Origin of the sequence: Allobosea sp. TND4EK4 (assembly GCF_900156025.1) — a bacterium.
Classification (GTDB): domain Bacteria; phylum Pseudomonadota; class Alphaproteobacteria; order Rhizobiales; family Beijerinckiaceae; genus Allobosea.
On sequence record NZ_FTMO01000006.1, the window covers coordinates 127,056 to 141,594 of the forward strand.

13 protein-coding genes are annotated in these 14,539 nt (G+C 65.8%); 6 read left to right on the forward strand and 7 right to left on the reverse strand.

What is annotated here, in order from left to right:
- The first annotated feature begins 434 nt into the window (after positions 1–434).
- The 6 genes from uvrB (at position 435) to BW981_RS23080 (ending at position 6,461) form a co-directional block, all read left to right on the forward strand.
- Positions 435–3,095 carry an excinuclease ABC subunit UvrB gene (gene uvrB, locus BW981_RS12910; protein ID WP_076439745.1) on the forward strand — a complete coding sequence of 887 codons (2,661 nt, stop codon included), beginning with the start codon at positions 435–437 and terminating at the stop codon, positions 3,093–3,095.
- Between the two features lie 119 nt (positions 3,096–3,214).
- Positions 3,215–4,606, forward strand: coding sequence for an ATP-binding protein (locus BW981_RS22610; protein ID WP_076439747.1), 1,392 nt, complete (start codon positions 3,215–3,217; stop codon positions 4,604–4,606).
- Between the two features lie 315 nt (positions 4,607–4,921).
- A complete protein-coding gene (locus BW981_RS22310; protein ID WP_083712328.1) occupies positions 4,922–5,113 on the forward strand; it encodes a DUF2267 domain-containing protein in 192 nt (63 codons plus the stop codon).
- Positions 5,114–5,162: 49 nt separating this feature from the next.
- A complete protein-coding gene (locus BW981_RS22315) occupies positions 5,163–5,396 on the forward strand; it encodes a DUF2267 domain-containing protein (protein WP_348521406.1) in 234 nt (77 codons plus the stop codon).
- A 733-nt stretch (positions 5,397–6,129) separates the two neighbouring features.
- Positions 6,130–6,306 carry a hypothetical protein gene (locus tag BW981_RS23075; RefSeq protein WP_175624120.1) on the forward strand — a complete coding sequence of 59 codons (177 nt, stop codon included), beginning with the start codon at positions 6,130–6,132 and terminating at the stop codon, positions 6,304–6,306.
- A 17-nt stretch (positions 6,307–6,323) separates the two neighbouring features.
- Positions 6,324–6,461 carry a hypothetical protein gene (locus tag BW981_RS23080; protein WP_175624121.1) on the forward strand — a complete coding sequence of 46 codons (138 nt, stop codon included), beginning with the start codon at positions 6,324–6,326 and terminating at the stop codon, positions 6,459–6,461.
- A gap of 15 nt (positions 6,462–6,476) precedes the next feature.
- On the opposite strand, the gene BW981_RS12930 is transcribed toward BW981_RS23080, so the two are convergent.
- The 7 genes from BW981_RS12930 to fdhF all read right to left on the reverse strand — a co-directional run bounded on the left by BW981_RS12930 (position 6,477) and on the right by fdhF (position 14,529).
- Positions 6,477–6,926: an NUDIX hydrolase gene (locus BW981_RS12930; RefSeq protein WP_076439751.1), complete on the reverse strand. Its 450-nt coding sequence runs from the start codon at positions 6,924–6,926 to the stop codon at positions 6,477–6,479.
- Positions 6,927–7,118: 192 nt separating this feature from the next.
- Positions 7,119–7,520 (reverse strand): c-type cytochrome, encoded by a 402-nt coding sequence (locus BW981_RS12935; protein WP_076439753.1) that lies wholly within the window; start codon positions 7,518–7,520, stop codon positions 7,119–7,121.
- Between the two features lie 99 nt (positions 7,521–7,619).
- Entirely contained in the window at positions 7,620–8,429 is an 810-nt protein-coding gene (locus tag BW981_RS12940; protein WP_076439755.1) for an alpha/beta fold hydrolase, read from the reverse strand.
- 347 nt (positions 8,430–8,776) lie between these two features.
- Positions 8,777–10,435 (reverse strand): OFA family MFS transporter, encoded by a 1,659-nt coding sequence (locus BW981_RS12945; RefSeq protein ID WP_076439757.1) that lies wholly within the window; start codon positions 10,433–10,435, stop codon positions 8,777–8,779.
- Positions 10,436–10,536: 101 nt separating this feature from the next.
- Entirely contained in the window at positions 10,537–10,821 is a 285-nt protein-coding gene (locus BW981_RS12950; RefSeq protein ID WP_083712330.1) for a formate dehydrogenase subunit delta, read from the reverse strand.
- Positions 10,818–11,660 (reverse strand): formate dehydrogenase accessory sulfurtransferase FdhD, encoded by an 843-nt coding sequence (gene fdhD, locus BW981_RS12955; RefSeq protein WP_076439759.1) that lies wholly within the window; start codon positions 11,658–11,660, stop codon positions 10,818–10,820. Before fdhD ends, BW981_RS12950 begins: the two co-directional genes overlap by 4 nt.
- Entirely contained in the window at positions 11,647–14,529 is a 2,883-nt protein-coding gene (gene fdhF, locus BW981_RS12960) for a formate dehydrogenase subunit alpha (RefSeq protein WP_076439761.1), read from the reverse strand. Before fdhF ends, fdhD begins: the two co-directional genes overlap by 14 nt.
- Positions 14,530–14,539 lie beyond the last annotated feature (10 nt).

The window sequence follows — 14,539 nt, forward strand, 5'->3', positions numbered from 1 at the left end:
TGGACTCCGGATCGGCGCCGCTGCGCGGCTTCCGGAATGACGGCAGTTTCCGGACTGTTCTCCCCTCTCTCCCACCCCGTCATTCCGGGCGCAGCGAAGCGGAGACCCGGAATCCATGCCTGAGCCTCCCCGGCAAGCGCCCCGGCCTGGATTCCGGATCGGCGCCGCTGCGCCGCTTGTCCGGAATGACGGCAGCTTCCGGACTGTTCTCCCCTCTCTCCCACCCCGTCATTCCGGGCGTAGCGAAGCGGAGACCCGGATTCCATGCCTGAACCTCTCCGACACACGCTCCGGCATGGATTCCGGATCGGCGCGGCTGGCGCGGCTTGTCCGGAATGACAGGGAAGGACTCTCCTGCCATCTCCCGTCACCAGTGCGCCGGCCATGCGCCTTGCCCCCTCGCGCGCGGGGCGGAGTCGCCCCATATTGCCGCCATGTCCGACACGCCCGCCAAGCCCAAACCCGCCAAAAAGCCCGCCAGCGCCCGCACGCCCAATTCCAAGGCGAGCAAGCCGGCGCTGAAGCCGCTCGAGGGCTATCTCGCCGATCTGCTGAACCCCGCGATCAACCGCGGCAATGCCGTGCCGGGCGGCGCCTCCGGGTTTTCCGACAAGCCGCAGGCCGGCTACGAGGCGAAGCCGAGCTACGCCACGGAGCGGCCCGGCGGCGAGGAGAGGCCCAAGCGCAAGCTCTCCAAGAAGGCCGATTCCGCCTTCGTCGGCGCGGAGGGCGCGGCCGCCGCCACCGCGACCTCGCTGCAGGCGCTGCTGGAGACCGGCAGCCCCTTCATCCAGCAGGGCAAGCCCTGGACGCCGCATCGCCCGGCGCGGCCGGAGAAGTCGGAAGGCGGCATCCGCTTCCGCATGAACTCGGATTACGAGCCCGCCGGCGACCAGCCCACCGCGATCGCCGATCTCGTCGACGGCATCAGCCGGCAGGAGCGCGACCAGGTGCTGCTCGGCGTCACCGGCTCGGGCAAGACCTTCACCATGGCGCAGGTGATCGAGAAGACCCAGCGCCCGGCGCTGATCCTGGCGCCGAACAAGACGCTGGCGGCGCAGCTCTATGGCGAGTTCAAGAGCTTCTTCCCCGACAACGCGGTCGAGTACTTCGTCTCCTATTACGACTACTACCAGCCCGAGGCCTATGTGCCGCGCTCGGACACCTATATCGAGAAGGAATCCTCGATCAACGAGCAGATCGACCGCATGCGCCATTCGGCGACGCGCTCGCTGCTGGAGCGCGACGACGTCATCATCGTCGCCTCGGTCTCCTGCATCTACGGCATCGGCTCGGTCGAGACCTATACGGCGATGACCTTCTCGGTGAAGCTCGGCGAGCGCATCGAGCAGCGCCAGCTCATCGCCGATCTGGTCGCCCTGCAATACAAGCGCACCCAGCACGACTTCGCCCGCGGCACCTTCCGGGTGAGGGGCGACGTGATCGAGCTGTTCCCGGCCCACTATGAGGACCGCGCCTGGCGCATCGGCCTGTTCGGCGACGAGGTCGAGAGCATCAGCGAGTTCGACCCGCTCACCGGGCAGAAGACCGGCGAGCTCGAATTCGTCAAGGTCTACGGCAATTCGCACTACACCACGCCGCGCCCGACGCTGACGCAGGCGGTGAAGTCGATCAAGCAGGAGCTGAAGGGCCGGCTCGACGAGCTCAACCGCATGGGCCGCTTCCTCGAGGCGCAGCGGCTCGACCAGCGCTGCACCTTCGACATCGAGATGATCGAGGCCACCGGCTCCTGCAACGGCATCGAGAACTATTCGCGCTATCTCACCGGCCGCAAGCCGGGCGAGCCGCCGCCGACCCTGTTCGAATACCTGCCCGACAACGCGCTGGTCTTCACCGACGAGAGCCATGTCACGGTTCCGCAGATCGGCGCCATGTACAAGGGCGACTTCCGCCGCAAGGCGACTTTGGCCGAATACGGCTTCCGCCTGCCCTCCTGCATGGACAACCGGCCGCTGCGCTTCGAGGAGTGGGACGCGATGCGGCCCCAGTCGATCCATGTCTCGGCCACGCCCGGCGGCTGGGAGATGGAGCAGACCGGCGGCGTCTTCACCGAGCAGGTCATCCGCCCGACCGGGCTGATCGACCCTCCGGTCGAGATCCGCCCCGCCAAGCACCAGGTCGCGGATCTGCTCGACGAGGTCAAGGAGGTCACGGCCAAGGGCTATCGCACGCTCGTCACCGTGCTGACCAAGCGCATGGCCGAGGACCTGACCGAGTATCTCCACGAGAACGGCGTGCGCGTGCGCTACATGCACTCCGACATCGACACCATCGAGCGCATCGAGATCCTGCGCGATCTGCGCCTCGGCGCCTTCGACGTGCTGGTCGGCATCAACCTGCTGCGCGAGGGGCTCGACATTCCCGAATGCGGCTTCGTCGCCATTCTCGACGCCGACAAGGAGGGCTTCCTGCGCTCCGAGACCTCGCTGATCCAGACCATCGGCCGCGCCGCGCGCAATGTCGACGGCAAGGTCGTGCTCTATGCCGACCACATCACCGGCTCGATGGAGCGGGCGATGGCGGAGACGAACCGCCGCCGCGAGAAGCAGGTCGCCTATAACGAAGCGCACGGCATCACGCCGCAGACGATCAAGCGCGCCATCGGCGACATCCTCGGTTCCGTCTACGAGCGCGACCACGTCACGGTCGACACCGGCCTCGCCACCCCGGCCGCCGGCCACAACTTCAAGGCGGCGCTGGCCGATCTCGAAAAGCGCATGCGCGAGGCCGCGGCCGACCTCGAATTCGAGACCGCCGCCCGCCTGCGCGACGAGATCAAGCGCCTGCAGGCCACCGAACTCGCGATCAGCGACGACCCGATGGCCACCCAGCGCGACGTCGAGGCCAGCGCCGGGAAGTACAAGGGGACGCGGGATTACGGCGACGCGGCCAACCTGCCGCCCACCCGCGCCCGGAAGCCCACGGACGCCGATATGGGCCCGCATAATTTCGGCGGCGGCGAGGGCAAGCCGGTGTCGCGGGCGCTGCCGAGAAAGCCGACGCTCGACGAGATGGGGCCAAGGACGGAGCAGCGGCCGAAGGGGGCCGGGGAGAGGCGGGGCGGGCGGCGGTGACACGGACAGGAGCGGAAGCTTTTCCGCCCTTGTCGCAGAAGCAAACCGCAGGATAGAAGATATCCAATGCCAACTTCAGCTTTTCGTACGCTGCTGTGCCCTTAGCCTAGGATTGCCCGATGCTAATCGCCGATGTGTTTAAAACAGTTGGGCAGCCAACTATAACGTACGTTGAAAGAGATTCTGGAAAATTAGATCATGCCCTTCATTCGGCCCTTAACGAAAGGGGGCAGCTATGTCTGGTGACGGGCCCATCAAAGACAGGTAAGACAACGCTATATCGTCAGGTCCTGTCCCGTAGAAAGGAGATTCCTCTCGTTGTTCGCTGTGATAAATCATTAAAATGCCCGGAAATATGGAAGAAGGCTCTCGAGGAAGTTGATTTTTCAAGAGCTGAACAAAAAACTGTTTTGAACGCTACGAGAACTTCGGTTGAGGCGGAAATTCAACATCGCTTCGGATGGCAGTGGTTAGCTGATGCCACAATTAGATTCAAAGGTTCTTATGCAGAAGAAGCGTCAGATTCAGAGATAAGGAAACTAGTACTTTCTGATCCTGGGCCAGATTTGCTTGTGCCAATTCTTCAGAGAACAAATTATGTGCTAATTATAGAGGATTTTCATTATCTTGATGACGATGAGAAGATTCTTCTTTTCCAACAATGGAAAAGATTCATCGACAACGAGGTTTCCGTTTTAGTTCTTGGGACAACTCATAGAGCTGTTGATATTGCCAATAGTAACAAAGATTTAATTGGAAGAATATCTCAAATTGATGTACTCCAGTGGTCGCATGATGACTTGGAGAAAATATGCGCAAGTGGATTTAATCATATAGGAGTTTCGATAAGTTCCGGGTTGAAATCGTCCTTATCTCAAGAGGCTGTTGGTCTTCCAATTATTGTGCAGCAATCGTGCTTGCAAATGATGGTGGATCGCGGAGTTGAGACTGTAGAGCAGGCCAAAAAGAAGAAAATAACTCTTACAAAAAGAGATGCAGAAGGCGCTCTACATTCTGTAGCAAGGCAAAAATATACGCAATTTGAATCATATTATAGCACCTTGATTAGTGGGCCGAGAGAGAAGGCTCGGAAATACAAGACGTATGAACTAATCCTAGGATGTTTCACCCTTGATCCAATCAAATTTTCGCTAAGAAGAAAGGAGATTGATCAGAGGATGGCTAAGCTTATCGTTATTCCGTCTGAGATTCCGCCCGCCGCATCCATGAATTCAACTTTTGGAGCTCTACGGAAATTCCAAGAAAAAAGAGGTTTTGATCTTCTTGAGTGGCGGCCGTCTGAGGAAATATTATATATAATTGAACCATCATTTCTGTTTTATGTAAGATGGCGAACCTTAAAAACAGATCAACCTAAGCAATTAGATTTTCTTGAGATCCTTCTTAGGACGGATTGGGCAGATGATGCATCGGAAATTGCAAAGGAAAGATCTTTCTCGATCGAATATATAAAGGAATTTTTTCAGAAAGCGCGCGTTGACAAGGATTAACGCGTCGTTGCGTCTGAGGAATTCTCGAGTGCTTTCTTTCCCGGCGAGCCCGGCAAGGCGGAGCGCGGGGAACCCTTCTCCCGGATAGGAGAAGGGCAGGGATGAAAGACCGCCGCTGCATATTGAGCCGCAACGGCGCCGCTTTGCCTTCTGCGGCAAGAGCACACCCTAACCCGGCGCTCCGCGCCACCTTCTCCCATCCGGGAGAAGGAAAGGGCGGCGCGGTTCCGCCGCCTCGCCATGATGGTCGCCCTCGTGCCGAGCCCGCGACTGCCTGATCATGAAGGGGTGCGTGCGGCGCGCTAGAAGGGCGCCATGACCGTCCCCTCCGCTCTCATCCACGCCTCGCGCGATCGCGAACGGTTCCTGCTCGATGCGCGGGACGAGCTCGGGATCGGCACCACGCATCAGGCCTATGCGGCGGTGCGGGCCGTTCTCGTCACCTTCCGGGCGCGGCTGACGCCGGCGCTCGAGCCGGATCGGCTCGCGCGCCGGCGCGAGGCGTGAATCCGCCTCGCAAAAGACCGGCGGCGCCGGACACCACGCCCTGCCGCCGCTGCTCGGCGCGATGGTCCTGCAGGGCTGGGACACGGCGCAGCCGCCAAAGCCCTTCGGAGAGCGCGCGGCGCTGACGCGGGAGGCGATCGGCCACCGCCACGACCACACCCTCCTGCCGCAAACCGGCATCGCCGAAATCGCCTGCGCCCTGCGCCGGCATGTCGAGCCGCAAGCCTTCGAGCACGCGCTGGCCAAGCTGCCGCCGGGCGCGCGGGAATTCTGGGCGGTGTAGGGCGTCGCCCCCCCCTTGTCATTCCGGGGCGGCCGGCAGGCCGAACCCGGAACCCACGACCGGGTGAGCGTTGGCGACTGGGCTCCCGTCCGCGTGAGGGGAGAGGGTGGGGCCTGATCGTGGGTTCCGGGTTCTCGCTGCGCGAGCCCCGGAATGACAGGGGGCACAGCCTCTCCAGAACTTATCCCCGCCTCCCACCGCGCCTCTAATCTCCCACCACCTCGTCCCCGAGGGGCAGCCATCCGGAGGTGTGCCGTTGGTGGGGACGCGGTCGGCGCCTGCGGGTGGAGTCACGATCCACTCCCGGGAGGTCGCGGGGCACCGCCCTGGGGGTACTACGGCCCCTGTGCGAGGAGCTCGCTGGACGGAGAGCGGCGCGAAGGGTTTTCGCGAGCAAGGCTGCGACGAGGCCGGTTCGGGCCGGCGAGGGACAAGCCCCTCCCGCGACCCGATGCCAGCGGCCTCAGGCGCAGCCGGGCGGACGACCAACCCGACACGACGCTAGCCCTATAAGCGCGGCCCGTGGCTTTAAAATCGCCGGAAGCGGAGCGCCACGGGGCGTGCGGAGGGTGGCTCAATCCCTCCGCGCCGCATCCTGGCTCAACGGAAGCGGCTTCTACAACTCGCGCCTCGCGGCGCTCCGCTGCCCCTCATCCCCGACGAACGCGCCACCGGCGCGGGCGGCCGGTCCGCCATGGCCGGCGCACCGCCTGCGCGATGCAAGGAGCAGATCATGACGCGGCAGAGCTGGCAGACGCCGGAGCAGGCGCAGTGGCAGGCCGAGTACGACGCGCAGCGGGCGCGGCAGCATCGCCGGCTGGTGGACGCGTTCCAGGTCTGGTCCTTCTGTCCGCGCAAGGCTGCCGGCGGCTGCGGAGCTGCCGCAACGAGCGGCCGAAGCTCTGCCTGAACGCCTTCCTCGAGGCGATGCCCGAGGAGATCAAGCAATATGCCCGGCTGGTGCTCACCGCCCGGGCCGGCGGCGCGAGCCCGGCCGAGGCCGACCGGATCGCCCGCGAGCGCATGATCGCCGTGGATGGCCGCACGCCGTTCGACGATCTCTGAAGGCGTGGAAGGGGCTTACGCCGCCAGCGAGAGCTGCGTGTCGAGCTGGCGGATCGCGGTGCTCAGCTCCGGCTCGTCGACGAGGTCGGCCGCGTCGGCCAGCGGGAACCAGCGCAGCTCGCGCTCGGCCTGTTCGAGGAAATCGGGGAGCTGCTGCTCGACCTCGAGCAGAAAGAGCTTCACCTCGCAGAGCGTGAAGTGGTCGCGCATGCGCTTCCAGTAGCTGTAATGGCCTGCCGGGTCGCGGCTGATGCGCCCGACCACGCCGGCCTCCTCGAAGGCCTCGCGCGCCGCGGCGTCGGCGTCGTCGAGCCCCTTCATCGGCCAGCCCTTGGGCACGATCCAGCGGCGGGTGGTGCGGGAGGTGACGAGCAGGATCTCGGTCGCGCCATCGGCACCGCGGCGAACCGGCATGGCGGCGATCTGCGACCGCTTCTCCCCCGATTTGCGCTTGGCCTTCTTCATCGACGCGTAAAGTTCCTCTTCGCAGGGCCGAACCACTGTCCGGCTCCGAATCGCATCATGCGCCGGAACGAATAAATATTGCATCGCTTTGTCGAAATGGAAGAGGCGTTCTGCGGAATTACCGCGCGCGGCAGGCCTGCGGAATCGGCATGACCGTTTCCGCTAGGTGTTCGCGCCGGCTTTGGCGCTGCGTCAGAGCTTCTTGCCGTCCTTGTCGTATTGCTTGAGGAAGGCGATCAGGTCGGCGATCTCCTTCTCGTTCTTGATGCCGGCGAAGATCATCTTGGTGCCGGGGATCTTGGCCTTCGGGTCCTTGATGTAGTCGGTGAAGGTGGCCTCGTCCCAGGTGAGGCCGGAATTCTTGTTGGCCGCCGAATAGGCATAGCCCTCGGCCGAGCCGGAATGCCGGCCGATCAGCCCGTTGAGCTGCGGGCCGACCAGATTGCGCGCGCCCTCGCCGATCTGGTGGCAGGCGCGGCACTTGTTGAAGGAGCGCTGCCCGGCCTCGAGGTCCTGCGCCTGGGCCGAGGCGGCGGTCAGCGCGCCGGCCAGGAGCGAAACGGCGAGAATCGGGCGAAGAGGGATAAGGCGCATGGCAGGACTCGCGGCGGCGGGACGGACGCTTCTCTGGAAGCGTTCTTGTGTACCGCGCGTCCGTTTCGTTGCGGATGGGGCCTGATGCCGCGCCCGGTTCTAGAGCTCGCCGATCCACTCCGCCACGCTGGCGGTGAAGAAGTCGGGCCGCGAGTTCGGGAAGAGATGCCCGCCGGTCTCCATGATCGCGCGGCGGCAGCCGGGCAGGGCGGCCGCGAGCGCCTCCTGATGGTAGACCGGCACGACCATGTCGTCGCGCGCGCCCATCACCAGCACCGGCATCATCGTCTCGGCGATGCCGGCGGTCCCGTCGAAGGCGAGCAGCGCGTCGATCCGCTCGCGCAGCACGCTGCGGGCCTCCTCGCTGACCGGAGCGGCGGCGATCGCGGCCTCGTAGACATGCCAGTGCGCCTCGATCCAGCGCGGCTGGTAGGCGCTGAGCAGCGAGGTCGCGGCATAGGCCTGCGGGTTGCAATCGAGGATCGCCCGGCGCGAGCCGAACAGCGCCGTCATGTAGCGGCAGGCTTTCAGCCAGGCGGCGCTGAGGATCAGCCCGTCGAAGCGCTCCGGCGCCAGATTCGCCATCGCCTGGGCGATGCAGCCGCCGGTCGAGTGGCCGAGCACGACGGCCCGGTCGAGGCCCGCGGCGTCCAGCACGGCCAGCGCGTCCCGCGCCAGCCGGTCGATGTCGCAGGGCGCGCTCCCGCGCGTGCTGTCGACGAGGCCGCGCTGGTCGAAGCGGAGGGTCTGGAACGAGCGGCCCAGCGTCCCGGCGATGTCGTTCCAGAAGCCGGCCGTGCCGCCGAGCCCGGTGATCAGCAGCAGCGCCGGTCCCTGGCCCTCGCGATAGGCCTGCAGCACCGCCCCGTCATCGGTCTCGGCGCGGAAGGGGATGATCTCTTGCGTCATGTCTTTTGCCCAGCGGTGCTGCCGCGGCGGCCGGTGCTGCGTGGAGCGCCCTGTCGCGCGCCCCGTCTCCCGCAGCGAAGGCCGTCCCTCGTCCCTGCTTCGGCCGCCTCCTCGGAAACGGCTGATTTCTCTGAAGAATGACCGATGCGGGCAGGCCTCGCCATGGCGCGAGCGCGAGGGGCGGGCTGCTTATGGCGCAAGGCGCCGCGGGAGAGATGCGGCCGCTCCGCGTGCGGAGCATGGGTTCTGGGCAGCGCGATGTCGCACCGTCCGGAGGCGCCGCGACGCAAAGGCAGGGCCGGCATCCGTCGATGCCGGCCCTGCTGTCGATGGCTCGCGCCGGTCTCTTACCGGAACAGGGCGAGTGACTTGGTCAGGGTGATCCAGACGCCCCAGGCCAGCGGGAGGCCGACCACGGCCCAGGCAAGAAGCGCGGTACCGTCGAAGCCGCCCTTGCCGATGCCGAAGGAGCCGTAATGCGTGCCTGCGGCGGCATTGCTCGACTTGGCCTGCAGCGCGGCGACCTCTGCGTCCTTCATGAACCATTTGGCCGCGACCGGGCGGACCAGCAGGTTGCAGAGGAAGCCGAGTACCAGCATGCCGGCGAGGATGTACATGGTGCGGTCATAGACCTGCGCGCGCGGCACGCCGGCATTGATCTGCGCCTCGCGGATATAGTTCACCACGACGGGGCCGATGATGCCGGCGGTCGACCAGGCCGTCAGAAGCCGGCCATGGATGGCGCCGACGAACTGCGTCCCGAACATGTCGGCGAGATAGGCCGGCACGGTGGCGAAGCCGCCGCCATACATCGACAGGATGATGCAGAAGAAGGCGACGAAGAGCGCCAGCGATCCGGCATGCGCCGCCCAGGGCGACAGGCCGTAAAGCAGGATGCCGAGGCCGAAGAAGGTCGCATAGGTCAGCTTGCGGCCGAGCTTGTCCGAGAGCGAGGCCCAGAAGAAGCGCCCGGCGATGTTGAACAACGAGAGCAGTCCGACGAAGGCGGCGGCGATGGTCGCGATCTGCGTCTTCTGCCCGGCGTCGAGCGCGGCGAAGCCGATCTCGGGCTTGCCGATCAGCGAGCCGGCGAAGATCTCCTGCAACATGGGCGAGGCCATGCCGAGCACGCCGATACCGGCCGAGACGTTGAGGCAGAGCACCGCCCAGATCAGCCAGAACTGCGGCGTCTTGTGCGCATTCTGAAGATGGACATGGCCGGAGGTGATCATCGCGTTCTGCGTCGCCGGCGGCGTCCAGCCTTCCGGGCGCCAGTTCGCCGGCGGCACGCGGTAGCCGAAGGTGCCGGCCATCATGAAGACGAAGTAGATCGCCGCCATCGCGACGAAGGTCTGCCAGACGCCGACCGAGTTCGCCGTCTTGAACGTGTTCATCAACAGGTCGGCCAGCGGCGAGCCGATCATGGCGCCGCCGCCGAAGCCCATGATCGCCATGCCGGTCGCCATGCCGCGCCGGTCCGGGAACCACTTCACCAGCGTCGAGACCGGCGAGATGTAGCCGAGCCCGAGGCCGATGCCGCCGATCACGCCGGAACCGACCCACAGCATCCAGAGCTGGTGCCAGTAGACACCGAGCGCGGAGATCAGCAGGCCGCCGCACCAGCACAGGGTCGAGACGAAGGCGGCCTTGCGCGGGCCGACGCGCTCGAGCCAGCCGCCCCAGATCGCGGCGGAGGAGCCGAGCAGCACGAAGAACAGCGTGTACATCCAGCCGAGATCGGCGACCTTCCAGTCGCAGGCGGTGGTGAAGAGCGAGCCGATCAGGCCGATATCCGCCGCGCAGGCGACGGGCTTGGTCACGCCGATCGCCTGGCTCAGCGGCAGCCAGAACACCGAGAAGCCATAGGCCATGCCGATGCAGAGATGAATGCAGAGCGCGGCCGGCGGCACCAGCCAGCGGTTGAACCCAGCCTTGGCGATGGTCCGTTCCCGATCGAGAAGCCCCGTTGCGGCTCCGACCGCTCCGATATCCTGTGCGATGCTCATTCCCCAGTTTCCTTTCCCCGAAACCCGTCTGTGAAAAGGCCGGGTTGTTCCCGGCTCGTGGCCCTGTGAGGCGGCGCGGCCGGCGGGCCGTGCCGATGTCGTCAGCTGGTGCGGGCGGGCCGGATCAGCGGCAGCGCCTGCCGCAACGGCGGCGGCAGAGCATCGGCGCGATCCGCATAGGCGGCGCGGAAATCGTTCCGCATCCGCCCGGTCCAGAACTGGTTGATGTGGTCGGCGATGGCGGGCACCGCCTCCGCTTCCGGATAGGCCTTGAAGAAATCGGCGATCTGCCCGGCCATGCGCAGCAGCTTGGCCAGATTGTCGTCATGGACGCTGTGCCCGGCCTGAGGCGCCGCCGGATCCTGGGCCGTCACGGTGTCGGTCATCGCGCGATGCCCTCCGGCTCGGGCGCCAGCGCCCCGGTGAAGACGATGAAGCCGTCGCGTCGCGCCACCGCTGCCAGCGTGAGGCCGAGATGTGCCGCCCGCTCGATCGCGAGCGAGGTCGGCGCCGAGATCGCGACCAGCATGCCGGCGCCGAAGATGGCGGCCTTCTCGACCATTTCGAACGAGGCGCGGCTGGTGACGAGCAGGAAGCCGTCGCTTGCATCGGCGCCGGCTCGAAGCCGGGCGCCGATCAGCTTGTCGAGCGCGTTGTGGCGGCCGACATCCTCGCGGACGGTGACAACCCGGCCGCGCGCGTCGCACCAGGCGGCGGCGTGGACGGCGCGGGTCAACTGGTTGAGCGGCTGGTGTTGGTCGAGTTCCGCGAGGGCGGTTTCGATCGCCGAGGCCGGGACGGCATCTGCGCCGCGGGCCGTCCCATCGGCGAGCGGCAGCTCCTCGATGGTCTCGACCCCGCAAAGCCCGCAGGAGGTTCGTCCCGAAAGGTTGCGCCGCCTTGCCAGATGCTCGCGGAAGCGCCCGGGCGCGAGCTCGACCGTCACGGCGATGCCCCCGTCCTTCGGATCGACGCTGATGCCGCGGATTTCGTCGGCCCCCCGCACGATGCCTTCGGTCAGGCTGAAGCCGGTGACGAAGTCTTCCAGATCCGAGGGGCTCGCCATCATCACCGCATAGGGCATCGTGCCGTAGACGATGTTGATCGGCGTCTCGACCGCGACCTCGATGCCGCGCGCGCCCGGCTCCGCGGTGCCGAAGCGCAGCGGCCGGGCCGTTACCGCCAGCGAAGCCGGCGGCTGGGCGGGCGCCTCATTCCGCGGCATCGGGCAGGCGCTCCGCGATCCGCCGCAGGGTGATGTCTTCCTCGAAGTTCTTCTCCTGCCAGGACGACCAGGCATTGGTGCGGCGCACCTCGACGGCCGTGACCTTGTATTCCGGGCAGTTCGTGGCCCAGTCGGAGAAGTCGGTGGTGATGACGTTGGCGCCGGTCTGCGCGTGGTGGAAGGTCGTGTAGACCACGCCCGGCTGCATGCGCTCCGAGATTTCGGCCCGCAGGGCGATGTCGCCCGAGCGGCTGGCGAGCGCAACGAGGTCGCCGTCGCGGATGCCGCGGCTTTCGGCATCCAAGGGGTGGATCTCCAGCACGTCCTCGTCATGCCAGGCGCTGTTCTCGGTGCGCCGCGTCTGCGCGCCGACATTGTATTGCGAGAGGATGCGGCCGGTCGTGAGCAGCAGCGGGAAGCGCGGGCCCGTCCGTTCCTCGGTCGGCACGAACTCGGTGATCATGAACCTGCCCTTGCCGCGCACGAAGCGGTCGACATGCATCAGCGGCGTGCCGGTCGGCGCCTTGTCGTTGCAGGGCCACTGCACCGAGCCGAGCTTGTCCAGCTTGTCGTAGGAGACGCCGGCGAAGGAGGGGGTGAGCCGGGCGATCTCGTCCATGATCTCGCTCGGGTGGCCATAGGCCATCTCATAGCCCAGCGCCCTGGCGAGCTCGATCGTCACCTGCCACTCGTCCTTGCCGGAAAGCGGCGCCATCACCTGCCGCACGCGGTTGATGCGCCGCTCTGCATTGGTGAAGGTGCCGTCCTTTTCCAGGAAGGAGGCGCCCGGCAGGAAGACATGGGCGTATTTCGCGGTCTCGTTCAGGAAGATGTCCTGGATGACGACGCATTCCATCGCCGCCAGACCCGCCGTGACGTGCTTGGTGTTGGGGTCGGACTGGGCGATGTCCTCGCCCTGCACATAGAGCCCCTTGAAGCTGCCCTCGACCGCCTCGTCGAGCATGTTGGGGATGCGCAAGCCCTGCTCGGGATCGAGCGGCACGCCCCACATCATCTCGAAGACCTGCCGCGTCGCATCGTCCGCGACATGGCGGTAGCCCGAGAATTCATGCGGGAAGGAGCCCATGTCGCAGGAGCCTTGGACATTGTTCTGCCCGCGCAGCGGATTGATGCCGACCCCCTCGCGCCCGATATTGCCGGTCGCCATGGCGAGGTTCGCCATGGCCATCACCGTGGTCGAGCCCTGGCTGTGCTCGGTGACGCCGAGCCCGTAATAGATCGCGGCATTGCCGCCGGTGGCGTAGAGCCGCGCCGCGGCGCGCACCTCCGCCGCCGGCACGCCGGTGAACTGCTCGCTCGCCTCGGGCGCGTTCTCCTCGCGGGCGACGAAGCGGGCCCAGTGCTCGAAATCGCCGAGGTCGCAGCGCTCGCGCACATAGGCCTCGTCGATCAGCCCCTCGGTGACGACGACATGGCCGAGCGCGTTGAGCAGCGCGACATTGGTGCCGGGCTTCAGCGGCAGGTGATGATCCGCCTTGATGTGCGGCGACTCCACCATGTCGATCTTGCGCGGGTCGGCGACGATCAGCTTCGCGCCCTGCCGGATGCGCTTCTTCATCCGCGAGGCGAAGACCGGATGGCCGTCGGTCGGGTTCGCGCCGATGACGAGGATGACGTCGGCCTTGGCAACCGACTTGAAGTCCTGCGTGCCGGCCGAGGTGCCGAGCGTCGTCTTCAGCCCGTACCCGGTCGGCGAATGGCAGACCCGGGCGCAGGTGTCGACATTGTTGTTGCGGAAGGCGGCGCGCACCAGCTTCTGGACGAGGAAGACCTCCTCGTTGGTGCAGCGCGAGGAGGTGATGGCTCCGACCGATTCCCGGCCGTACTGCGCCTGGATGCGCTTGAACTCGCTCGCCGCATAGTCGATCGCCTCCTGCCAGGTCACCTCCCGCCAGGGATCGGTGATCTTTTCGCGGATCATCGGCTTGGTGATGCGGTCCTTGTGGGTCGCGTACCCCCAGGCGAAGCGCCCCTTGACGCAGCTATGGCCCTCGTTGGCCTTGCCGTCCTTGTAGGGCACCATGCGGATGACGCGGTCGCCCTGCATCTCGGCCTTGAACGAGCAGCCGACGCCGCAATAGGCGCAGGTCGTGACCTTGGAATGCTCGGGCTGGCCGTGCTCGATCACCTTGTTCTCGATCAGCGTCGCGGTCGGGCAGGCCTGCACGCAGGCGCCGCAGGAGACGCATTCGGAGCCGAGGAAATCGGTCGGTCCCGCCGCGACGCGCGAGTCGAAGCCGCGCCCCGTGATCGTCAGCGCGAAGGTGCCCTGCACCTCTTCGCAAGCGCGCACGCAGCGATTGCAGACGATGCATTTCGACGGATCGTAGGTGAAATAGGGGTTGGAGGTGTCCTTCGCGAGCCAGTTCTCGTTGGCGAGCCCGTCGCTGCCCCTGGCGAAGACGTGGTTCTCACCCTCATAGCCATAGCGGACCTCGCGCAGTCCCACGGCGCCGGCCATGTCCTGCAATTCGCAATCGCCATTGGCCGAGCAGGTCAGGCAGTCGAGCGGATGGTCGGAGATGTAGAGCTCCATCACGCCCTTGCGCAGGCCCGACAGGTTCTCCGACTGGGTGCGCACGACCATGCCCTCTTCGGCCGGCGTGGTGCAGGAGGCGGGCGTGCCGCGCCGTCCCTCGATCTCGACGAGGCAGAGCCGGCAGGAACCGAAGGGTTCGAGCGAATCCGTGGCGCAGAGCTTGGGGATTTTGGTGCCGAGGCTCATGGCGGCGGCCATCACCGAAGTGCCGGCCGGGACCGTGACGCTTTGGCCGTCGATGCTCAGCGTCACCGTCTTGTCGGCGATGCGGATCGGCGTGCCGTAGTCGATTTCCTTGATCAGGCTCATGGTCTCAGTC